Raw genomic sequence first — 22,037 nt, forward strand, 5'->3', positions numbered from 1 at the left:
CCGCGCTGACAAGTTGAGGCCCTTCCTCGAGCGTTGAGCCGAGGCGGAGGTGCGCCCGCCCTTTCGACGCCCTGCTCCAGACGCGCAGCGATCACGCATCGGCGTGATCGCTGTGCTGACACGCCGCGGTCGCGGCGCGAAAAACTTACAGCGGCTTGATGTTCGCTGCCTGCTTCCCTTTGGGGCCCTGCTTGACGTCAAAACTGACCTTCTGGCCCTCCTGAAGGGATTTGAAGCCGCTTCCCTGAACCTCGGAGAAGTGCGCGAACAGGTCATCGCCGCCGTCGTCCGGCGTGATGAACCCAAAACCCTTCGTATCGTTAAACCACTTGACGGTACCTGTTGACATGTTCTGAATATTCCACGGAAGGCTGGTTGTAGATGACATCGGCGGCCTGCGCCAGACGTGCGGCTATCTTGTATCACAGGTGCGCCGGCGCCGACAATCCAGGTTTTTCGAACGACCGCTTCAACAAGCCGCGGACAGTCATGCTCGGTGCAAGTTGGCTGGTTGTCGGAGCACTTGCCGCTCGGCGCGAATGCATGTGACCACGGATCCAGTAAACCGCCGTTGAGGCGGCGCAGATTCCACCTGCGGTCGTGGATCGATCGTCACCTGTCGTGCCTGTCGCTGCTGAGCCTGCAGGGCTCCGCCCGGCCGGATTGGAAAGTGGCGATCCATCGGATTGATCGATCGCCATGTCCACCACGGAACAATCGACAACTTGGAACTATACTGGGCAACTAGGAGGTTTCAATGACCGATCACGATAGGCCGCATCCACTACGTCCGTTCCTGAAAAATTGGGTTTGGGAGCATGGCCGAATCGGGACTCGCTATCTGGACTGCGTTGATGGCGAAATCAAGTTTGATGAAGGCAAGAAGTCGCATTTCGCAGCTGAGAAATATATCTACGTGCCTCTTGGCAAGGGCACTGAAGACGATGCATCTGCGGATGGTCCTGCGATCCAGGAGGCCGGACTTGCCCGATTTTTGCGGGCTGCGCAGTTGGGTACGCCAGAGGAAGCCGGTTCTGTAGCGGATGTTCAGCGCGCAGTGCAGGACTGCGTGGAGATTGGCCTGTTCAGCGCATATCAATGGGAGGCTCGACAGGCATTCTCCCGATACGCCCAGGAACCCATGTTCGACAACGAGATCCGCGCGGCGCTTGTCGACGACATCCGGCGTATTTACGCCGGCATGCGGGAGCAACTGGCGCTGTACGATTTCAGTGTGCTCCACGGCTTGCCCATGCCGCTGCTTATTGGCGACACGCCCTTCATTGACTGGCGCATGCGCGCCAGTTCGGCACTTCCGTTTGTATCGCTTCCGCTGGGACCTTACTGCCTGCTGGTAGGCGCGCCGTCGGGCAGGAAAAGCCGAATCGGCCCAGTGGTCTGGAAGGCCGCTGCCGCGATGGGCCCGTTGAAGGACCACAACCGCCAGATCGAGGAGCAGGCACGTCGGTGGCTGGTAGCGACCTCGGATGACCAACTCGTCGCTGCACAAAACCGCATTGTTGCGGCCATGGGCTCCAGGCAAGGGGACGCAAAGCCCTAACCGAAGTCGACGGAAAGCAGACCGTCGGCGGCGGCTGAACGATTTCATCCGTTCGTTGCATCGACCGGTTGAATCCGCAAGGCAAAAAGGCCGCGTCGAGCCTCAGCCTCACCAGACCGGCATATGACTCGACGAAGGAAAGCATGCAATGGACCGGTGGCACCGGTTCAGCGTCCGTCGTCCCGACAATGGGAGTCAAGCGGTGTAACGAATACGAAGGCCATATGTCATATCGGCGGAAGTTCGGTGTCACACATAGAATCATTTGACTTTCTTCGGTATGGGAATATGCTTTGAACGCCAAGAATCACGATACCCGCTTCGCCGTGGAGTCAATGACTGACACAAGGAGCATCGCATGGCCATCACAAGGCAGGTCATCACCTCGCTACAACGCGACGGCACCGATATGCTGGGGACCAGGGTCTTGGCAATCAAGATTGCCGACGAGAGCATCGTTTCAGGCTCGCTGTTGACCGTGGAAAGCAATCACTTCTGCGTTCTGAAATCGCGCGGGGCTGTGCTCAACATCTATGAGACGGGTCAATACGCACTGACTACACCCGATAAGCCGCTTCTGGGCTCGATTGCTCAAGGCTTTTTCGGCGGCTCCTCGCCTTGGGTTTTTGAAGTGATTTACGTCAATCGGTCGAAGCTCCTGATTCGGAACCAGGGGGTTGCCACGAGTGCAGAAATGGCCGAGATGGCTTACCAAGTCGACTATTATGTTCACATCGATACCAAGGAAGCGGCGCTCGACCTGATTGCACACCTGCCGTTCAACGGCAATTTCATCAATACCGAAGAAGTCGCCGAGTATGCGGGCCCCGCGATCGAACAGGCCATCAACCAGATCGTGCAGGTAACGAAAATGGAAAGCATCAATGAGCACATCACCGAAATCAGGGATTCGGTGAAGATGCACCTTTCCGACTTCCTGAAAACCTTCGGCATCTTACTGAACGACGTCAAGGTGTTGATCGTGCCGAAAGACGAGCGGATGCGCGAACTGATTTCGCTGCAGGCAATTGGACTCACGCCGATTGAGGCCGTTCGTTATTATCTTGCTCTGCGGATGGCCGAAAAAGGTCTCGTTTCCGCCCCCAACGCTGCGGCTGGCTTGCCGTTCCAGATCGGTGGTCCGGCTGCTGGAGTTTATCCGTTGGGGCCCGATACAGGGCTTTCCACAAATACCTAGCCATGGATTCGGGATTCTATGACGAAGGCGTACTCCGGCAAACTGCGATTAACTTGTTTTATGGCTGGGGGTACAACTTCTACAAGATCGAGAACCAGCTGCGCGCTGACGATCAACTCGTGCGCAGCAAGGCGGCATGGCTGCTCGGTATGGCGCGCTCGAGTGTGGAACGTGCTGATTCCGAGTACCGACGGGCGCGTTGTGGCACGCCGTCTCGCGAAAAGCCATTTCCAGATCCTGTGGTCACGTCGGCGTCCCAGCAGCTCGAACGGCTAGCTGCCGATATCGGCATGGTGGGTGGCCGGCTGCAATCGCAGCCGGTGCCGGAGAACGACCGCATGACACAACGCTACCGTCGCGAGGCAGATACGATCAAGGCTCTGATCAGTTGCGATGAGCGGCTCGTGGGGCAGTGCAATTTGCTGCACGCAATGCTGGATACGCGAAGTGGTGAATGGATGTTGGAACATCTGGGTGAACTTGGCCAAGGGCTGATGGCGATCCAGGAAACCCTGCGGCGCCGCGAAGCGGTATTGCTCGACCGCATGGAATAGGCGTCGTACAGCCATGCCGTGCCGCATCCGCAAGAACGCGAATCGCCCGGCAGCCTGGATGCGTGCATTGACGAACGGCGGTTCGCAGATCCAAGGGCATGCGTGTCACGTGCCCGACGGGCCGTTGTGAGTCGACAGCACGCATTGGCTGCATTCGTGACTGTGAGAGGTGGCTGCGCGAATTCGGACAGTCCGATTAGTGCAGCGGCCGGGGCCTGAGTCAGCAAGAATCCCGGCCAAAGAACCCGGAAGATCAAATATGCTAAAGCCTCCGCGCGCGGCGGTGCCCGGAAGACTTGTGGCACGCCGACTCACACGAACCCTCCGTCGCACCGGCCTACTCAGGGCATCACATCTTCACATTGCGGCTTGCCTGCTGTCAGCGAACGCAGTAATGCCGGAACCTTCGCCTTACTGGTCGTCTGCACTCGTGTCATGAGAGCATGACCGACACGATCCAGGCCGTACGTCTTCGTAATGTCGTCTTGCAACCGGCACCAAAGATGAGTCGTCATCTCGGCATCGACCATTGCCCGGTGGGCACGACCCGGCTTCGGCAATTGCAGCATCTCTACCAGACTTGAAAGACGGTGACTCGGGGCGTGCGGATAAACACGTCTCGCTACGAGCATCGTACAAGCAAAGGCATGCTCTGCCGACATCCCAAGGCATGCAAGCTCTGCCTGCCAAAACCGTTTATCGAAGCCGGCGTTGTGGGCAACGACCGGATGCTTACCGACGAACTTTGCCGCTTCACTCATGACCTTCGAGACCGAGGGGGCCGATGCGATCATGTCGTTCGAGATGCCGGTTAGCGCCACGACATCGGACGGTATGCGTCTTCCGGCGTTCATCAAGCTCTGGTAGCGGTCGACGATTTGCCCATCACGCAGGAGAATGACCGCAATTTCGGTAGCTCGGTCGCCCTGAGCGGGTGAGAGCCCGGTTGTTTCGAAGTCTAGAACCGCAACAGTTTGCATATTTCGTCGCTTAAACAGCAGTTTTCAATTGGGACAACCAGCGATCTCGTTCGAGCCGACGACAGATTTTCTCAGTTGGACACACGATCCCATCTTGTCATCTGCGATGCGCTGGAGCTGCGCGAACGTCGTCATCCTGCATGGACATCACCACCTCACTCTCATCCACGCCGCCTGCCGTGTTCAGCTTGTAGACGAACTCCGGATTGCGCTGCCCCAGCCGGCGTGCGCGATCGGTGGTCTGGTTTTCCACGGCTGGATTCCACCATGGCTCGTCGTGCAAAACGGTGTCGGCCGCAGTCAGGTTCAGACCCACGCTCCCGGCATTCAGGACGATGAGGAAAAGCTGGGAGAAGTGCAGGATGCGACGGCCATCCTCGATGCACTCTGGCAGCATCCCGAGCAGCATCTGATGTTCGGTCAAAACCGAAAACTGAACGAGCAAACCCTTGGCAACGCCTCCTGAGCAGCCGAGCAGTCGTCGCGGGTTTCATGTGTGACTGTCGTGCGAATCAAAGCCGGGGCGCTCAAGTTCAAGAAGCGTTGGTCGAGCATGCGCTGAGCGTCGAGATGAGTCGCCATCTCGGCTATCTCCACTCAACGTGATTCCGGCTACCTCTTCATCTGGCGAGAGAAAACTCCGCCGGTATAAACCCTGCCGGCGCAAAGTTTGGACCAGTGATGTTGATTAGTATGTGCCGAACAAACGGTCAAGCGCAGCAGTGACCCGGTCTCGTTCGGCCTTGAGGGTGCCAATCGCGGGGCCGAGTTCACTCGTCCTGATCGCGCCGAGGAACGGTGTCTCCAACACGAACTTCTCCCCGTCGATAGCGATGAGCGGAGCCAGATCCTGCGCGACCTTGCTGGGTGTGTAATTGCCGGTTACTCGTGTCAACGGAATGACAACACGCGACATCAGATTCCCGAGATGATCGCTCTGCACATCGAGTAGGTATGGCGACTTCGCGTTGGATTTTGAAGAAGGATTGCTGTAAAGATCAAAACGAGCCATCAAAACATCCGGTGTTCTTCGAGGGGCAAGCCGTCGCGTTCGATACGCGTGTTCATCTCAGCGATAAAGTCGGCGTGCGCTTCCGCCCATGCCCGGGCCTCGGCCTCTTGAACTTCTTCGCGCAAGCCGCGTTCGCTCGCTCGCGAGATATTGACATGCAGCTCTTTCGCGCGCTCCAACAGTTCCGAGGGCAACGACACGTTGGTTGGCTTGCGCGTAGCTTTGGCAATCTTCCGAGACTGTTCCCCCGCAGCAACGTCAGCTTGCACGACGTATGCATGGATCATATGCATCTCCTATGCGCATGAACTATGTCGTAGTATCGCACACGTCGCGGGTGAAGAAGTAACGTTTCGGCGCTCCTGCCGGGCGTCGCTGATGGTGAAACTGGAACGAGCTCCGCCTGTTTTATTGAGTAATGGGGCCGGAGTTGGCGCGCAGGATAAGGCGACGCTGGCTTGTCGGAAATGGCCATTTTGTCGCGTTTTAGCGAAGAAAGCTCAACGCTGCTCTTGAATTCGTCGCGAAGCAGCGAAAGATGCATTAATCAGACATTTGGCGGCGCGTTCACAGTTGGGGTTGCCGGCGTCCTATACGCGTTTCTGGATCAAGCGGTGCATCAGTCCGCGGCACCGTCGAGCGCGAACCGCGCCCGGTAACCGGCAAGCAGCAACGGGTGCGCGTCGACCTGCGCGGCTGCACGCGCGTTTGCCGTTCGGGCGCGAACCATTCGTGTGCCCATCCACATAATCGAGACGAGTGCGGGCCATTATCAAATGTGAGGGTCCGTCCACGGCTGGCGACCGCGTGAAACGGTATGAAATGGGGATCGCCTGCCGGGTTTCAGGCGAGCGTCAGTTGGCCCGCGCCTTCCGACGCGCCGACCTGGTAGCCCATGGCCCGGTAACCCCGCTGGCGCTTGTCCTACATACGCAGCAGCGCCGGATGGCCGCTATCGACGAAATCGAGGACCCGCACGCCCGTCTTGGCTGCATGCTCACGATGCAGCCGCCCGGCGTACTGCTGCAGCGTGCCCTTCCATGAGATCGGCATGGCCAGTACCAGGGTGTCCGGTGCCGGGTGATCAAACCCCTCGCCCACCAATTTGCCGGTCGCCAGTACGACGCGCGGCGCGTCGTCGGCCTGCGCGTTGCGCGCGGCCCGTTGCGCGACGCGCGCCTTCCTTATGAGGCGCCCATGCAGCACGAACAGTGGCTCGATCGCATCGCCCAGCACCTGCTGCAAGCGTTCGAGATGATGCGTGCGCTCGGTCAGCACCAGCACCTTGCGCCCTTGCCGGTACTGCTCGCAAATGGTGTCGGCGATCAGGCGCGTGCGCCTCTCGTCCTGCGCGAGATGCGCAAACACCGTTTGTATTGGTGCGTCGACCGCGATCCCCACCGCGGCGGTGAGCTTTTGCGGGAGCACCTCAAGGCGTTGTGGCAGCGTGGCCGGCGGTCGCGCCACGTGACGGACCGGCCCGCACAACATGAACATCACCGGGTGTTGGCTATCGCGCCGCACCGAAGTCGCGGTCAGGCCCAGCACGTAGCGCGCATTGACAGCCTTGAGGACCGCCTCGAAGGAATGCGCGGAGACGTGGTGGCATTCGTCGACAAGAAAATCTGACGTAGAAGCGCGAAAGTTGAGCGAGACACAATCGTGTGTGCAAGAAGCGAAATTCGCCTCCTTCGCCTTTCCGACCAACAATCGCTCCAGATTGCAACATAGATTTACGTCCGGGCACTCCGATGTACCTACTCTCAGGCTCGTTCATTAGGACTACGTCCATTATTTTCCATAAGTGATTATGGCCGTTTTGGGGTCGGATAAACTTTACCCTCGCATCGTGTTTGCGACCAAACATGTGGCCGGTGTGGCCGACACCGCCGTTTCGGTCGCCAACTTCACATACGCCTCGTCCTGAGCGTGGCCGACGGCGATTCCCCGAACGCGCGCTTGTATTCGATCGCAAAGCGTCCGAGGTGTGCGAATCCCCATTTCAGCGCTATATCCGTCACCGATGCGAGCCCTGGCGTCTCGTCGCTGAGCAGTTCCTCGCGCACATGCTGCAACCGAAGTTGCCGAACGTAAGCCATCGGCGTGGTGCCGTGGCGGTTGCGGAACCCGGCAAACAACGTGCTTGCGCTGACGCCCGCGAGTTCGGCGAGTCGTTCGATCGTCAGCGATTCGTGGAGGTGTGCGCGGATGTATTCCTCGACCCGCCGCACATAAAACGGTGCGAGTGCGGACGGCACGTGTCGCGTACCGGGGCGCGTGCTGTTCGGGTGGCCGTAGAGCAGGATGTTGAGCAGCGTCGATTCGAGCTGCTCGAATGCCAGCGGATGACGCAACGGATGCGCGTCCGTTGCGATCACGTCGGCGAGCATCGGCAGCAGTTGCGTCAGGCACGCCCCCTGCGACGAGGACAGCGGGAACTCGGGATCGAATTCGATCGGCGCCCGCCAGTCGTCGCCGAAATGTCGCGCCGCATGCCTCTCCAGCACGTCGCGCTCGATGCGCAGGATGGCCTGCGGACAGGCATCGCCCCAGCGCATTTTCAGCGACAGCGTCGGCGACAGCAGCGACGCGGCAGTCGGCGACGAAACGAACTGCTTCGAACCGCATTCGATTTCGGCGTGGCCGCGCAGCGGGATCTGCAACAGAAAGAAATGCTCGAGTCGTCCCGGCTCGATGCTGACCTCGCCGCCGTAATCGAGCAGATTCAGCGACAGGTTGCCCCAGCGCGCGTGATGCAGGCAACTGTGCAACTCGCGCGAATGGCCGGTCAGCGTGAGCCGGTGCGGCTTGAAGACGGCCCCGACGCGCGCGCGCACCTCGTCGATATCGTTCGACCGCAGCAGCAGATTGCCCTGGTTGAAACAGGCGGCCTCGGCAAGCCAGCCCGTTCCGCAAAAATGCGCCATCGAAGTTCTCCCGTCATGCCCGGTTGCACCCGCACAGTGCGTGCGTTCCCGATCCGGCTAATCCTCTCGCACGATCCGGATAAGGTCCGGAGTATTCGGACAGTCCGGCCCGATGGAACGCGAGTCCAGCGTCGATAGCGCAAGAAGCGGACCACTCGCGCATCGTAGAAAACGGCGCGGGCTTCCGCATCCGCACATACCCGCAGTCCGAGGCGCTGTGCGGCAGGCCGGGCCGCCGGATCGTCAGGTTTCCGGAATTCCCGGACACCGGCCGAAGAAAGCGGATAGAAGCGCCCGTTTCGTCCGCCAATACTAGACCCGTCACAAACATGATGGAGGCGCACATGAAAGGACAGCACATCGACATTCCATCGCCGGACGGCGGGACGTTTCGCGCGTACCTGAGCACGCCGGAGGCCGGAAAGGGGCCGGGTATCGTGCTGTGTCACGAGATCTTCGGCGCAAATGCGACGATGCGCGAAGCGGCCGACTACTACGCCGAGGAGGGCTATACGGTGCTCGTGCCCGACCTGTACTGGCGTCAGTCCGCCGGCATCGAACTCGGCAGCTCCACAGCCGGGTTCGAGCGCGCGATGGCACTTTATCGGCAGTATGACGAGAACAAGGGGGTCGAGGACATCGGCGCGGCGCTGAACGTGCTGACGCAACGGCCCGAATGCACCGGCGAGGCCGGCGTGCTCGGCTACTGCCTCGGCGGCAAGCTCGCCTACCTCGCTGCGTGCCGGCTGCCGGGCGTGGCCTGTGCGGTCAGCTATTACGGCGTAGGCATCGAACATGCGCTGGACGAGGCGGCTCATCTGCGCGGACGTCTCGTGCTGCAGATCGCCGGAGAGGATCGCTTCTGCCCGCCCGAGTCGCAGCAGCGCATCGCGGAGACGTTGTCCGGCCGCGAGGACGTCGAAGTGTACGTCTATCCCGGCGTCGATCATGCGTTCGCGCGCGTCGGCGGCGACCACTGGGACAAGGCGGCCGCGGTCATGGCGCACCAGCGCTCGATCGCCGCGTTTCGCCGGACGCTCGGCCCGCACTACGACCTGTCCGCGCTCTGGGAGGTCCATCTCAAGCACGAATTCGATACGCGCAACGTCGACGCAACCATGGCCACGATGGTCGCCGAGCCCTACGTGAACCACATACCGACGCTCACGGGCGGCGTCGGCTACGACGAGCTCAAGCGCTTCTACACGCACCACTTCGTGCATGCGAATCCGCCCGACACCACGATCACGCCGATCTCGCGCACGATCGGCGCGAGCCAGATCGTCGACGAACTGCTGTTCTGCTTCACGCACACCACCGAGATCGACTGGATGCTGCCCGGCATCGCGCCAACCGGCAGGCGTGTCGAGATACCGCTCGTCGCGATCGTCAAGTTCCGCGGCAACAAGCTCTATCACGAGCATATCTACTGGGACCAGGCCAGCGTGCTCGTGCAGATCGGCCTGCTCGATCCGGCCGGCCTGCCGGTCGCGGGCGTGGAAACGGCCCGCAAGCTGCTCGACGAAACCGTTCCGTCGAACGGACTGATGCGCCGCTGGCAGGACAGCGCGTCGTCGTCGGATACCCATTGACCATGCCCTGCCCTCACCCACCGTTTCCAGGAGACACACCATGACCGTCCTTGCTGGCAAAGTCGCGATCGTCACCGGCGGCGCCACGCTGATCGGCGCAGCCGTCGCGCAGGATCTGAGCCGCGCCGGCGCGCGCGTCGCGGTGCTCGATCTCGATGCGCAAAATGGCACGCGCGTCGCGGAATCCCTCGGCGCACAGGGGATGTTCATCGCCGCCGACATCACCGACGACCGCGCGATCGACCATGCGGTGTCGGCCATCGTCGAGCGGTTCGGCGCCATCGACCTGCTCGTCAATCTGGCGTGCAGCTACGTCGACAACGGCATCCACGCGAATCGCAACGACTGGCTCGCCGCGATGGACGTCAACGTGGTCTCGGCCGCGATGCTGGCCAAGGCCGTTCATCCGCACATGGTCCGGCGCGGCGGCGGTGCGATCGTGAACTTCAGTTCGATCTCCGCTCAATGCGCGCAGACCGGCCGCTGGCTTTATCCGACATCCAGGCGGCGATCCGCCAGCTCACGCGCAGCATGGCGATGGACCTCGCGCCGGATCGCATTCGCGTCAACTCGGTGTCGCCGGGCTGGACCTGGTCGCGCGTGATGGACGAGCTGACCCGCGGCGACCGCGCGAAGACCGATCGCGTCGCCGCGCCATTCCATCTGCTCGGGCGCGTCGGCGACCCGTCGGAAGTCGCGCAGGTGGTCACGTTCCTGTGCAGCGACGCGGCGAGCTTCGTGACGGGCGCCGACTACGCGGTGGACGGCGGCTATTCCGCAATGGGACCCGAGCAGGCGGCGCCGGCCATCCCGCGGCTGGCCGAATGACCAGCGCCCGCGGACGGCCATCGATTCCATTCCCACCGGAACTCCAGCAAACAAGGATTGACTCATGAGACGCATCGCCATCGTCGGCGCCGGCCAGTCCGGCCTGCAACTCGCTTTCGCCCTGCTCGACCAGGGCTTCCAGGTCACGCTCGCGACCAATCGCGACGCGGAGCAGATCCGCACCGGCAAGGTCATGTCGAGCCAGTGCATGTTCCATACCGCACTGCAGATCGAGCGCGATCTCGGCCTGAACACGTGGGAGGAAGCCTGCCCTTCCGTCGAAGGCATCGGCGTCGCGGTGCCGCATCCGGACGGCAAGGGCCTGAAGGCAATCGACTGGTCGTCGCGGCTGACGCGCTATGCGCAGTCCGTGGACCAGCGCATCAAGATGGCCGACTGGCTGGACGGTGTCCGGCGCCGCGGCGCGGACGTGCGCATCTGCGACGTCGGCGTGCCCGAGCTCGAGGAACTGTCGCGAAGCCACGATCTCGTGCTGCTGGCAGCCGGCAAGGGCGAAATCGTCAACCTGTTTGGCCGCGACGACGCGCGCAGCGCATTCGATCGCCCGCAGCGCGCGCTCGCCCTCACCTACGTGAAAGGCATGACGCCGAGCCAGCCGTATTCGCGCGTGCGTTTCAACCTGCTGCCGGGCATCGGCGAGTATTTCGTGTTCCCCGCGCTGACCGTGAGCGGCCCATGCGAAATCATGGTGTTCGAAGGCATTCCGGGCGGCCCGCTCGACTGCTGGGCCGACGTGAAGACGCCCGAGCAGCATCTCGACAAGAGCCTGTCGTTCCTGCAGCAATACGTGCCGTGGGAATTCGAGCGATCGCGCCACGTCGAACTCACCGATCCGAACGGCACGCTGTCCGGCCGCTTCACGCCGATGGTGCGCAAGCCGTTCTTCCGCCTGCCGTCGGGCCGCACGGTGTTCGGCATGGCCGATGCCGTGGTGGTCAACGACCCGATCACCGGCCAGGGATCGAACAACGCCGCGAAATGCGCGAACGTGTATTTCGACGCGATCCTGTCGCGCGAATCCGCGCCATTCGGCGAAGACTGGATGCAGGAAACCTTCGAACGCTATTGGGCCTATGCGCAGCATGTCGTGCGCTGGACCAACTCGCTGCTCTTGCCGCCGCCGCCGCACATTCTCGAACTGCTCGGCGCGGCCGGCCGCGTGCCGTCGCTCGCCGCCGCGATCGTCAACGGTTTCGACGACCCGCGCCAGTTTTCGCCGTGGTGGTTCAACCCGGCGGCCTGCGCGGCGCTGATCCGCGCACACAGTGCGCGTTCGGAGTGAGCGACATGGAAACCACCATCATGCGCGATCCGGCCGATTCCGACGCATTCGCCCTGCCGTCCATCGATCCGGCGCGATTGCGCGCCGCATTCGGGCAGTTTCCGACGGGCGTCACCGTGATCACCACGCGCGCCGCCGACGGACGCAAGGTCGGCCTCACGGCAAACTCGTTCTCGTCGCTGTCGCTGGATCCGCCCCTCGTGCTCTGGAGCCTGCGCAAAGCCGCGCCGAGCTGCCCGGATTTCGTCTCGGCCACCCATTTTGCGATCAACATTCTCGCGCACGATCAGATCGACCTGTCGCGCCGCTTCGCGACACCTCACGCCGACAAGTTCGACGGGGTGCTTCACGTAGCGTCCGGCACCGGCGGCGTGCCCTGCCTCGACGGCGCGAGCGCCCGCTTCGTCTGCCGCAATGTCAGCCAGTACGAAGGCGGCGATCACCTGATCTTCATCGGCCAGATCGAGCAGTTCGACACGTTCGGCAAGGCGCCGCTCGTGTTCCATGCGGGGCAGTACCATGCGATCGCAGCTCACCCGGCTCTTTCTTGCCCTGTTTGATTAGTCATGCAAATGAATATGCGGGAGGTGGTTCAAATGAAATGCTGCTTTCGTCTGCTTGCCATTGCAGGCCTCGTGCTGACTTGCGTCACCGGAACAGCGCCGGCCGGTGCCGCCGACCTGCCGAGCGTCAACCTGGGCATGACCAGCTTCCTCGACGGCATGCCGCCCGCCGGCTCCGGCTGGTACGGCACCCAGTACTTCGAGTACTACACGGCCGGCCGCATCAACGACAACGCGGGCAACAAGGTCGGCCTGCCGAAGCAGGATGTCGACCTGTTCGCCGGACTGAGCCAGCTCGTCTACCAGTCGCCGCTGACTTTTGCGGGACTGCATCCGGGCCTCGACGTGATCCTGCCATGGGTCGCGTCCGTGCATACCGACGACGGGATCGGCAACGTGGCGCTGAATTCGCGCGCCGGTTTCGGCGATCTGCTGGTGGGCCCGTTCATCCAGTTCGACCCGGTCATGGGCGAGCACGGTCCACGCTTTGCCCAACGCGTGGAATTCCAGTTCATCGCGCCGACGGGCGCATACGATCCTTCGCGGGCCATCAATCCGGGCAGCCACTTCTGGTCGTTCGACCCGTACTGGGCGGCCACGCTCTGGCTGACGCCGAAGTGGACGGTGTCCTGGCGCCTGCACTATCTGTGGAATGCGACCAATCACCGTCCGTCGACCTCGCTCGGCCCGGACGTGACCTCGACCCAGGCGGGGCAGGCGATCCACGCGAACTTCGCGACCGAATACGAAGTGCGGCCCGGTCTGCGTCTGGGGGTCAACGGTTACTGGCTGCGGCAGACCACCGACCTGAAGGAAAACGGCCAGGATGTGCCCGGCACGCGAGAAGCCGTGTGGGCGATCGGCCCCGGCGCGATGTACAGTTTCTCGCCGAAGGATCATCTGATGTTCAACGCATACTTCGAGGTCTATGCCCGCAACCGGCCGCAAGGTACGCGCATGGTGCTGCGCTACGTGCACCACTTTGAATGACGTGCGAAGCGGATTTGTCCCATTTCGGCTTGTTGCGGACGTATGCCGACGTGGCGATCGAGCGGGACCGAAAGGCCATGTTCTCGAGCTGTCGAACGACCGGTTTCCGTGAACCGCAGGATTCGGCTGCGATTATGCGGGCCCGCTGGTTCAAGCGGGTCATTCGCCCGCTGGGCGCGCCCTGAAAGGTCGCCAACGACTATCGCCAGTGGTTCGGCAAGCAATGTGGATTGCTGCCGATCGACCTGCCAAGCGAAGCGCAGCGGGAGTATCCGGCACGATCGCGCAAAGGTTTTGCAGCCGCGACTTCGGGCACAGGATGCACGCGTGCCGTCGCGCGACGACAGCAGACACGCACGCGATCCGCAAAAACCGTGCATTATTGACGTTTACCGTCGTGCCGACAGCCCGCAGCACGTTCCACGCTCACCCTTTCAGACCGCGAACGATCCATGGCGAATCAATCTACCCGGACCGCAACCGACCAACCCGTCGACATGATCATCTTCGGCGGCGGCGGCGACCTGGCCGCCCGCAAGCTGCTGCCTGCGCTGTACATGGCGCACCTGCACTGCAACCTCCCGCCCGAAACGCGCATCATCGCCGTCGGACGCCGCGACTGGGGCATCGACGGCTACCGGAAGTTCATGGAAGAGCAGTCGCGTCCGTTTATCGACGAGAAGGCCTTCGACGCCGAAGCATGGCGCTGCTTCCTCGACCTGTTCCAGTACGTGCTGATCGACGTCGGTGCGCCCGGCGACTACGTGCGGCTTGCCGAAGCGTCGCGCGACGGCGCGATCCGCGTGTTCTACCTGTCGACGTCGCCGGAGCTGTTCACGACGATCTGCGACAACCTGTCGGCCGCGCATCTCGTCGACGCGCACGCGCGCGTCGTGCTCGAAAAACCGCTCGGACACGATCTGGCGTCCGCGAAAGCGATCAACGATTCGGTCGGCAAGCATTTCGAGGAATCGCAGATCTACCGGATCGACCACTATCTGGGCAAGGAAACCGTGCAGAACCTGATGGTGCTGCGTTTCGGCAATCCGATCTTCGGGCCGCTGTGGCAAGCGCCCAGCATCCGCAGCGTGCAGATCACGGTCGCGGAGACGGTCGGCGTCGGCAGCCGCGCGGGCTTCTACGACCATACGGGCGCGCTGCGCGACATGGTGCAGAACCACCTGCTGCAGCTGCTGTGCATCGTGGCGATGGAGCCGCCCGTGTCGCTCGACCCGGACGCAGTGCGCGACGAGAAGCTGAAGGTGCTGCGCTCGCTGCGGCCGATGTCGGTGTCGGACGTCGCACGCGACACGGTGCGCGGCCAGTATGCGGCGGGCGCGGTCGACGGCAAGCCGGTCAAGGGCTACCTCGAAGAGGACAACGTGCCGCCCGACAGCCGCGCGGAAACCTTCGTCGCGCTGCGCGCGCACCTCAACAACTGGCGCTGGGCGAACGTGCCGTTCTTCCTGCGCACCGGCAAGCGGATGCAACGACGCCAGTCGGAAATCGTGATCGAGTTCGCGGACATGCCGTTCTCGATCATCCCGAGCGGCCCGCGTCATTACGGCAACCGTCTCGTCATCCAGCTTCAGCCGGAGGAATCGATCCAGCTGCAGATGCTCGCGAAGGAGCCGGGCAGCGGCATGAACATGGTGCCCGTGAACCTGAACCTCGATCTGCAGCAAGCCATTCCGGAGCGCCGCGCGGAAGCCTACGAGCGGCTGCTGATCGACGTGATTCGCGGACGCCTCACGCACTTCATGCGCCGCGACGAACTCGAAGCGGCATGGGCGTGGGTCGAGCCGATTCTCGACGGCTGGAAGCAGCTGGGCGATCGGCCGCGGCCCTATACGGCCGGCACATTCGGTCCGGCCGCGTCGTCCGCGCTCCTCGCGCGCGACAACATGTCGTGGGCCGAGGAAGCGTGACCTGAGCAGGCATCGGCCCGTTCGGCCGATGCCTGGCTTGATTCCAGCGTCAGAACTTGTGCCGCGACCCGAGGCTGACGATCTCCTGCGTGTTCGTCCCCGGCACGCCGTACGAACCCACCGAAGCCTGTGCACCGGTCAGCGACCCGTTCTCCGCGCGCGTCGTGCCGCTCGCATGCTGCCACGCGCCGACGAGATAGACGTCGGTGCGCTTCGACAGTTGGTAGCGGCCCGCGCCGGACGCGGAACGCACCGCGCCCGGCATACGCGCGTTCAGCGCGCGAAGCGAATGTCGAGCGCACGCAGATACGTCTGCAGGCCCGCATCCTGGATCGGGATCACGTAACCGTTTTCGCCCGACTCGTTATAGTGCGCGTGCCAGTAGCCCGGCGGCGTGACGAACGCCATGCCCGGCTCCCAGTCGACGCGCACCGGGTCGACGATGTTGCCCTGCAAGTCGAGCTCCATGCCGACCAGCGTGTAGCAGCCCGGCTTGCAGTCGGAAATGAAGTCGAGCGCGATCGATTGATGGCGATGCGGCTTTTGCATCGTGTTCGGGCCGACGACGCCGAACATCGCCCACAGCGTATGCGTGACCGTGCGCGTTTGCGGGAAGTTCGCATTGCCGAGCAGGATGCTGATGCGGTTGCGCTGCTCCCGGCGCTTCGGCGACTCTCATCAATTCCGCCTGTGCGCGGGAGGACGGATACAGGGTCGGCGTGAAGCGCCGCGTCGTCGACGTCACGCCGAGATAGGCGAGCAGCGGCGCGTCGGTGACGTAGTAGAGCCGTGCGGTGGTATCCGCCGACAGCGTTGCCGCTTGGCCGCCCGGCAGCGTGAAGAAGTCGCCCTTCGTGAACGCGAACGCTGCGCCGCCCTGCTCGACCGTGCCGGAACCGTCGATCGCGTAGAACACCTGCGATGTTGCGTTCGGATTCACCGACACCGACTCGCCTGCGACCACGCGGACGAACTGGGCAAGCAGCCCCGGCCCGGTGGCTGGCGACGCGCAGCGCAGCTCGGCGGACAGATCGAGCGGGACGATGCGCGTGGGGCCGCTGTCGTAGAGCGACGCGCCGAACGAATGATAAGGAACGCGGGAAATCAGCCGGGCGCCGATCGGGTTCGCGGACGACGTGTATTCGAAATATTCCGCGTCGCGGGTCTCGGCATCGGTCGCGCGCAGCGTGGCATCAAGGGTTTCGTCGAGCATGGGAGCCTCCGGAAGAAAGGGTTGCGGGAATCGCCTGCCGCATGTCGGTACATGTCGGTGCACATCGGTATTGCGGCGGCGTCGAAGCGACTGTAGGCGCCCTGCCCGCCGGGCGGAACCGCGCATGCCGGAAATCAGCTTTGCCGAAAAGGGATAGCCGGCGCCGTTGAGGCGGCGCGAGGACGGCGGCGTAGAATCCAGCCATCCGACTTCGCAGTTGATGGCGCGCCAGCTCGCCGTCCATCGCCGGGTCGTGACCGCGAGCCCCGCATACGTCGAACAGCACGGCGCACCGGCCGCGCCCGACGATCTCGCGCAGCATGCGGCGTTGCGCTTTACCCTCGCATCGGACGACAAGTGGTATTTCGTTCGGCGCAATACGAACGGCAAGCCCGACCAGCACGGCGCACCGATCGAATCGGCAGTCAGGCTGCACGGCCGCGTGCGGATCGACGACACCGATGCGCTGCTCGATCTCGCGATCGCCGGGCAAGGCATCGCGCTGTTGCCGACATGGGCCGTCGCGGACGCGATACGCGACGGCCGGCTTCTGCATCTGCTGCCGGACTGGGCCGTGCAGCCGTCGCGCGCGGCGCCGGCGATCTGGGCCGTCTATCCGCCGAAGAAGACCGTGTCGTCGAAGGTGCGCGCGTTCATCGATTTCTATGCGGCCGTCTTTGCCGACGAGCGGGACTGGCTGGACTGACGGTCGTCCCGTTGGTAAGACGGAAATCCTCGTTAGTGGACCGGCGCGAGCCGGAGACCTGTTCCGTACGCCGTTCGTCCCGTGTCGTCAACCTGCCGACGAGGATCCGTCATGACCTGCGTCTGACACGGGCGAACGTACCCGCCGCGATCGCTCACCACGTCATGCTCACAACTGCGACTCGATCGGCAACAGCCCGAGAAACCAGATTTCCATCCGGCGCGCCGCCGATACTTCCGGCTCCGCAACGAGTTCGGTCGTCGACCCGTCTTCGTCGGTCTGAATCCACTTGAGCCGCCCTTTCCCGGCCGGATCGGTCCTCGGTTCCACGCGCCATGCGATCCGGTCGAGCCGCGATGCCAGGTCCGCCGCGACATCGGACGCGATTGCCGGACTCTCGCAATACACGCCGATTTCCGTGTTGAGCTTCAGCGAGCGCGGATCGAGGTTCATCGAACCGATGAAGATGCTTGTGCGGTCGAACACGTACGTCTTCGCATGCAGCGACGCGCGCGACGACCCGAACACGACCTGCTTCGAAATGCTCTTGTCCCCGGACGGCCGCCGCTCGTACAGCCGCACGCCCGCGTCGACGAGATCGCGCCGGTAGCGCCGGTAGCCGGCATGCACGGCCGCCACGTCGGTCGATGCGAGCGAATTGGTGAGCACCGTCACGCGCACGCCGCGCGCGGCGAGCGCGCGAAGCCGCTCGACGCCGTCCTTGCCCGGCACGAAATACGGCGACACGATCAGCAGTTCGTGTTCGGGCTGCAGCGCGAGCGCGCGCAGCTTCGGCATCAGGTGCCCTTCGTTGTCGTTCGGCGCGTGCGCGATCTTCGACGGATCGTCGTACAGCACGGTCGCCTGCCCCCACGACAGTTCGGTGCCCTGGCCATGAATGATCTGGTCGAGCCGCTGCTTCGCCTGCAGCACGTATGGATTGTCCTCCATGGCCCGCAGGTAGTCGCGCAACCGTTCGCGCTCCTCCTCCAGCCCGCCCGGCGCCGCGTCGTGACCGACGAGCGTGTCGATCGGGTACGCGTACGGGGAATTCCAGAACGTGTCGAATTCGGTCGAGATGTCGGTCACGACGGGGCCGTGCACGACGACGTCGAGATCCCCGAATTCGAGCATCGACGATGCGCCGAAATACTCGTCGCCGATGTTGCGGCCGCCGACGATCGCGGCCTGGTTGTCCGCGATCATCGCCTTGTTGTGCATGCGCCGATTGACGCGCGCGAATTCGAGCGCCGCGCCGATCTTCTTGAACGTGCGGGCGGCGACCGGGTTGAAGAGCCGGATCTCGATGTTCGGATGCGCGCTGATCTCGAGCAGCTTGCGGTCGTCCGCGTTCGTGCCGAGATCGTCGAGCAGCACGCGTACCCGCACGCCGCGATCCGCCGCACGCATGACCGCATCGGCGAGCTCGTGCCCGGTCAGGTCGTCGTGCCAGATGTAGTACTGGAGATCGAGCGAACGGTCCGCACGGTCGGCCAGCAGCACGCGCGCGTCCAGCGCGTCGACCGGATCCCGCAGCAGGTGAAACGCATCCTGGCCCGGGTGGGCGTCGGCTCGCGGACGAAATGCGATGCCGAGGCGCGTGTTGGCGGTGTCGGTGATCGCGTGCGTCGGTGCGCGGTCGGTCAGCGGCGGAAGGCTGGCGCATGCGACCAGCGCCAGCAGCGAAAGCATCGCACTCAACGAACGCAGCGTGACCATGAGCCGTTCTCTCTCCCCGGCGAAGCATATCTATTACGGCGGCCGGATGTCCCGGACGACGCACAGCATACTTGCCGGTGCCCGCGCTGGCGAAAATCCCCGAATGCTCATCGTGTGACCCGAGCGCGCCGGTTGGACCCGGACATCGCGTGCAAGCACGCCACCTGCCGCTGATTTCCTCACTCGATCACGGCAGGCACGCCCCGTGCACGGCCTTCAACCGGCCCGTCAACGCCCGATCGGAAGCCCGGTCGGTTCGATCCAGCCAAGCCAGTATGCGAGAAGGAGCGCCAGAAACAGCGTGATCGACAACCCGACGCGCGCCGCGAGCGACCATGCCATGCGCTTGGTCGTCCCCCGGTCGCGATTCATGAAGTACAGCGCGGAAATCAGGCTGCCGATAATCAGAACGAATGCGACAGCAACCAGTAGAGCTTTCATTTTTAATGCCTTGCGAGATCGGAATCAGCTTGAATCACTGCAGCGAGTTTACTCCGCTCGGCCGCGACATCACCAACGCCCGTCGCCGGCCAGTCCAGTGCGACGCCGTTGGAGAGCGAATCGCGCACGAGCGTCTGGTAGTCCCAATCGCTGATCCGGCCATGCTCCATCGCGTTCGCGATTTCGTGTCGGAATGCAGAAGGAAAGCTCGTGTACGCATGGGATAGCGCCGCATACTGCCTTGCATCGATTTCCTTCGAGGACGGCATCGCGGCCCAGATGACGACAGCCACGATGGCAGTAAGCGGGATGGCGGTATAGCGGAGAATGAATTTGATCGGGGTCATGAAGCGGTAACTTGTGTCATTGATGAGCAGCATCCTGTTCAAGCGCGGCGACGCGCGTCGTCGCTCATGTGTGGAAAGCGTTCTTCACCGGATTCGGCGTCAGACTCGGCGCGACCGGCAGGCAGTGAGGATGCCACGCAGCAAATCGACCGGCGGCGGCGGACACCCGGGAATCGTCACGTCGACCGGCAAGATCGACGAGACCGGGCCGCACACCGCGTAACTGTCGACGAAGATGCCACCCGTGCACGCGCATTCGCCTGCGGCGACAACGAGTTTCGGGCTGGGCGTCGCGTCGTAAGCGGCGAGCATGGCGGCACGCATGTTCAGCGTCACGGGCCCGGTGACGAGCAGCAGGTCGGCATGCCGGGGACTCGCCACGAACTTGATGCCGAGCCCTTCGATGTTGTAGTACGGGTTGTTCAGTGCATGGATCTCCAGCTCGCACCCATTGCACGAGCCCGCGTCGATCTGCCGGATGCACAGCGCGCGCCCGAGCAGATCGAGAATGTCCTGGCGAATCTGCCGCTCCTCGTGACGCCACGCATCTTCTGCCATCGGCGCCGGTTCGGCGGGAAAATCGGTGCGCCAGAATTGTCGGATGAGCTGCCACATCAGAGATCGTGCCCCGCGTAGTTCAGGTTGAGCGACTTGTTGATCAGCGGGAAATCGGCCACGATGTTGCCGATGATCGCATGCTCGAGCGCCGGCCAATTCTGCCACGACGGGTCGTGGCAATGGCATCGGGCGATGACGTCGCCCGGGGCGATATCGAGTGAGACGAACACGTCCCCTCGCCAGCCCTCCACCCAGCCCACTCCTTCGGATGGCGCCGTAGCAGGCGACATGTCGACGGCGACGGGGCCATCCGGAAGATCGGCCAGCAGCGCGCGGATCAGGCGCAGGGATTCGCCGATTTCGGCGAAGCGCACGGCAACCCGTGCGGCGACGTCGCCGCGCGCGTCATTGGCTACCTCGACCGCGATGTCGTCATACGGAGCCGGTCGCACGTTCGCGCGCACGTCGAACGTCTGACCGCTGGCGCGGGCGGCCAGGCCGCGCACGCCGAAATGCTCGGCCACCGCAGCGGTCAATTGACCCGTGCCGAGGAATCGGTCCTGCAGCCCGGACTGATCTTCGTAGATTTTCCGCATGACGCGGACTTCGCGTTCGATGTGTTCGCATTGCACCGCCAGTGCGGCCGCGTCCTCGGAGCGAACATCGACCGCCACGCCTCCCGGCACGATCCGGTCCATCAGGTATCGATGCCCGAACAGGCGCGCATTCATCCGTATCCAGTCTTCCTTGAGCCGCGAGAACTGCGCGAGTCCGAACCCGAACCCGGCATCGTTGCCGAGCGCGCCGAGATCGCCGAGGTGGTTCGCAATGCGCTCGCGTTCCAGCAGAATCGCGCGCAAATGCAGCGCGCGCCTCGACAGTGCCGCGCCACAGGCCTGCTCGAGCGCCATGCAATAGGCCCACGAGAACGCGACGGTCGAATCGCCCGCAATCCTGGCTGCGACCCGATGACCGCACGACGCCGGGGTTCGCTCGAACAGTCGCTCGACGCCACGGTGAAGGTAGCCGAAACGCTGTTCAAGGCGCAGCACCTTCTCGCCGACGACCGAGAACCGGAAATGCCCCGGCTCGATGATGCCGGCGTGGATCGGCCCGACGGCGATCTCGTGCACGCCATCGCCCGCGACCTGGACGAACGGGTAGTCGGCCTCGTTCGACTCGAAGGCTTCGACGCCCGTCGCCTGTTTTTGCAGCGGGAAATAATCGTCGGGCCAGTTGCCGTGGTTGAGCCACGGCCGGGTATCCTCGGCGCCCCGGGCCCGCAGGCCGGTCAGATCGAAGATCGCCCGTTGCATGCGGGTCGCGTACGGGAAAACGGGCGCGAGATCGGGATAATCCCCGCTGCCATCCCGCCTGCAAGCGGTCGCGAGGCGCGCCCACAGTATGCCGTCGGCGCATTCATATGCCGCATTCACCGAAAACACGCGCTCGACCGTTTCACTGCCCCACATCGCAACGAGCCGGTGCCGCTCGGATTGCGCCGTCCGCGCAATCTCGAGCCACGTCGATTCGTCGGCGTCAACGACTCCCGCGGAAATCTGGCCCACGCCGCGCATGACGCGGGTGGCGGCAATCTGCATCGATTCGAGTCGCATT

General features: G+C 63.3%; 20 protein-coding genes and 4 pseudogenes. 10 read left to right on the top strand and 14 right to left on the bottom strand.

Annotated features, from left to right (window positions below; all coding sequences use genetic code 11):
- Positions 1-145: 145 nt before the first annotated feature.
- Positions 146-349, bottom strand: coding sequence for a cold-shock protein (locus ACV22Z_RS34120; protein ID WP_448080659.1), 204 nt, complete (start codon positions 347-349; stop codon positions 146-148).
- Between the two features lie 408 nt (positions 350-757).
- Here ACV22Z_RS34120 and ACV22Z_RS34125 point away from each other — a divergent pair, with 408 nt between their 5' ends.
- From ACV22Z_RS34125 to ACV22Z_RS34135, 3 genes are all read left to right on the top strand, one after another.
- Positions 758-1,561, top strand: a complete 804-nt coding sequence (locus ACV22Z_RS34125; RefSeq protein ID WP_448080660.1) for a hypothetical protein — start codon at positions 758-760, stop codon at positions 1,559-1,561.
- A gap of 358 nt (positions 1,562-1,919) precedes the next feature.
- Positions 1,920-2,759 (top strand): SPFH domain-containing protein, encoded by an 840-nt coding sequence (locus tag ACV22Z_RS34130; RefSeq protein ID WP_448080661.1) that lies wholly within the window; start codon positions 1,920-1,922, stop codon positions 2,757-2,759.
- 2 nt (positions 2,760-2,761) lie between these two features.
- Complete coding sequence (locus tag ACV22Z_RS34135) at positions 2,762-3,313, top strand: hypothetical protein (RefSeq protein ID WP_448080662.1); 552 nt, start codon at positions 2,762-2,764, stop codon at positions 3,311-3,313.
- Between the two features lie 341 nt (positions 3,314-3,654).
- On the opposite strand, the gene ACV22Z_RS34140 is transcribed toward ACV22Z_RS34135, so the two are convergent.
- The 6 genes and pseudogenes from ACV22Z_RS34140 to ACV22Z_RS34165 form a co-directional block, all read right to left on the bottom strand.
- On the bottom strand, positions 3,655-4,293 hold the full coding sequence (locus ACV22Z_RS34140; RefSeq protein ID WP_448080663.1) for a 3'-5' exonuclease: 639 nt from the start codon (positions 4,291-4,293) through the stop codon (positions 3,655-3,657).
- 136 nt (positions 4,294-4,429) lie between these two features.
- A pseudogene (locus ACV22Z_RS34145) lies at positions 4,430-4,702 on the bottom strand (helicase-related protein); the annotation flags it as partial.
- A 279-nt stretch (positions 4,703-4,981) separates the two neighbouring features.
- Positions 4,982-5,305, bottom strand: a complete 324-nt coding sequence (locus ACV22Z_RS34150) for a CcdB family protein (RefSeq protein ID WP_448080664.1) — start codon at positions 5,303-5,305, stop codon at positions 4,982-4,984.
- Entirely contained in the window at positions 5,305-5,592 is a 288-nt protein-coding gene (locus tag ACV22Z_RS34155) for a type II toxin-antitoxin system CcdA family antitoxin (protein WP_448080665.1), read from the bottom strand. Before ACV22Z_RS34155 ends, ACV22Z_RS34150 begins: the two co-directional genes overlap by 1 nt.
- A 637-nt stretch (positions 5,593-6,229) precedes the next feature.
- Positions 6,230-7,012: a DEAD/DEAH box helicase gene (locus ACV22Z_RS34160; RefSeq protein WP_448080666.1), complete on the bottom strand. Its 783-nt coding sequence runs from the start codon at positions 7,010-7,012 to the stop codon at positions 6,230-6,232.
- A gap of 200 nt (positions 7,013-7,212) precedes the next feature.
- On the bottom strand, positions 7,213-8,232 hold the full coding sequence (locus ACV22Z_RS34165) for an AraC family transcriptional regulator (RefSeq protein WP_448080667.1): 1,020 nt from the start codon (positions 8,230-8,232) through the stop codon (positions 7,213-7,215).
- Between the two features lie 344 nt (positions 8,233-8,576).
- Between ACV22Z_RS34165 and ACV22Z_RS34170 the strand changes: the two genes are divergently transcribed.
- The 6 genes and pseudogenes from ACV22Z_RS34170 (at position 8,577) to zwf (ending at position 15,436) form a co-directional block, all read left to right on the top strand.
- Entirely contained in the window at positions 8,577-9,824 is a 1,248-nt protein-coding gene (locus tag ACV22Z_RS34170) for a dienelactone hydrolase family protein (protein WP_448080668.1), read from the top strand.
- 40 nt (positions 9,825-9,864) lie between these two features.
- A pseudogene (locus ACV22Z_RS34175) lies at positions 9,865-10,652 on the top strand (SDR family oxidoreductase).
- A gap of 64 nt (positions 10,653-10,716) precedes the next feature.
- Positions 10,717-11,955 carry a styrene monooxygenase/indole monooxygenase family protein gene (locus ACV22Z_RS34180; RefSeq protein WP_448080669.1) on the top strand — a complete coding sequence of 413 codons (1,239 nt, stop codon included), beginning with the start codon at positions 10,717-10,719 and terminating at the stop codon, positions 11,953-11,955.
- A gap of 20 nt (positions 11,956-11,975) precedes the next feature.
- Positions 11,976-12,515, top strand: a complete 540-nt coding sequence (locus ACV22Z_RS34185) for a flavin reductase family protein (RefSeq protein ID WP_448080670.1) — start codon at positions 11,976-11,978, stop codon at positions 12,513-12,515.
- Between the two features lie 36 nt (positions 12,516-12,551).
- Complete coding sequence (locus ACV22Z_RS34190; RefSeq protein ID WP_448080671.1) at positions 12,552-13,508, top strand: SphA family protein; 957 nt, start codon at positions 12,552-12,554, stop codon at positions 13,506-13,508.
- Between the two features lie 452 nt (positions 13,509-13,960).
- The gene (gene zwf, locus ACV22Z_RS34195) at positions 13,961-15,436 is read left to right on the top strand and encodes a glucose-6-phosphate dehydrogenase (protein WP_448080672.1); all 1,476 of its coding nucleotides are present in this window, start codon (positions 13,961-13,963) and stop codon (positions 15,434-15,436) included.
- A 49-nt stretch (positions 15,437-15,485) separates the two neighbouring features.
- Here zwf and ACV22Z_RS34200 read toward each other — a convergent pair.
- Positions 15,486-15,662, bottom strand: a pseudogene (locus ACV22Z_RS34200) (porin); the annotation flags it as partial.
- A gap of 47 nt (positions 15,663-15,709) precedes the next feature.
- Positions 15,710-16,649, bottom strand: a pseudogene (locus tag ACV22Z_RS34205) (cupin).
- A gap of 217 nt (positions 16,650-16,866) precedes the next feature.
- Between ACV22Z_RS34205 and ACV22Z_RS34210 the strand changes: the two are divergent.
- Complete coding sequence (locus ACV22Z_RS34210; protein ID WP_448080673.1) at positions 16,867-17,355, top strand: substrate binding domain-containing protein; 489 nt, start codon at positions 16,867-16,869, stop codon at positions 17,353-17,355.
- A gap of 168 nt (positions 17,356-17,523) precedes the next feature.
- On the opposite strand, the gene ACV22Z_RS34215 is transcribed toward ACV22Z_RS34210, so the two are convergent.
- From ACV22Z_RS34215 to ACV22Z_RS34235, 5 genes are all read right to left on the bottom strand, one after another.
- Positions 17,524-19,074, bottom strand: coding sequence for a phospholipase D-like domain-containing protein (locus tag ACV22Z_RS34215; RefSeq protein ID WP_448080674.1), 1,551 nt, complete (start codon positions 19,072-19,074; stop codon positions 17,524-17,526).
- A gap of 228 nt (positions 19,075-19,302) precedes the next feature.
- Entirely contained in the window at positions 19,303-19,515 is a 213-nt protein-coding gene (locus ACV22Z_RS34220; RefSeq protein ID WP_448080675.1) for a twin transmembrane helix small protein, read from the bottom strand.
- Between the two features lie 2 nt (positions 19,516-19,517).
- A complete protein-coding gene (locus tag ACV22Z_RS34225; protein WP_448080716.1) occupies positions 19,518-19,862 on the bottom strand; it encodes a hypothetical protein in 345 nt (114 codons plus the stop codon).
- Between the two features lie 99 nt (positions 19,863-19,961).
- Positions 19,962-20,477: an NADH-quinone oxidoreductase subunit B family protein gene (locus ACV22Z_RS34230; RefSeq protein ID WP_448080676.1), complete on the bottom strand. Its 516-nt coding sequence runs from the start codon at positions 20,475-20,477 to the stop codon at positions 19,962-19,964.
- Complete coding sequence (locus ACV22Z_RS34235; protein ID WP_448080677.1) at positions 20,477-22,036, bottom strand: hydrogenase large subunit; 1,560 nt, start codon at positions 22,034-22,036, stop codon at positions 20,477-20,479. The genes ACV22Z_RS34230 and ACV22Z_RS34235 overlap by 1 nt, the downstream gene beginning before the upstream one ends.
- Position 22,037: the final 1 nt, after the last annotated feature.

Source organism: Burkholderia sp. PU8-34 (genome assembly GCF_053427725.1).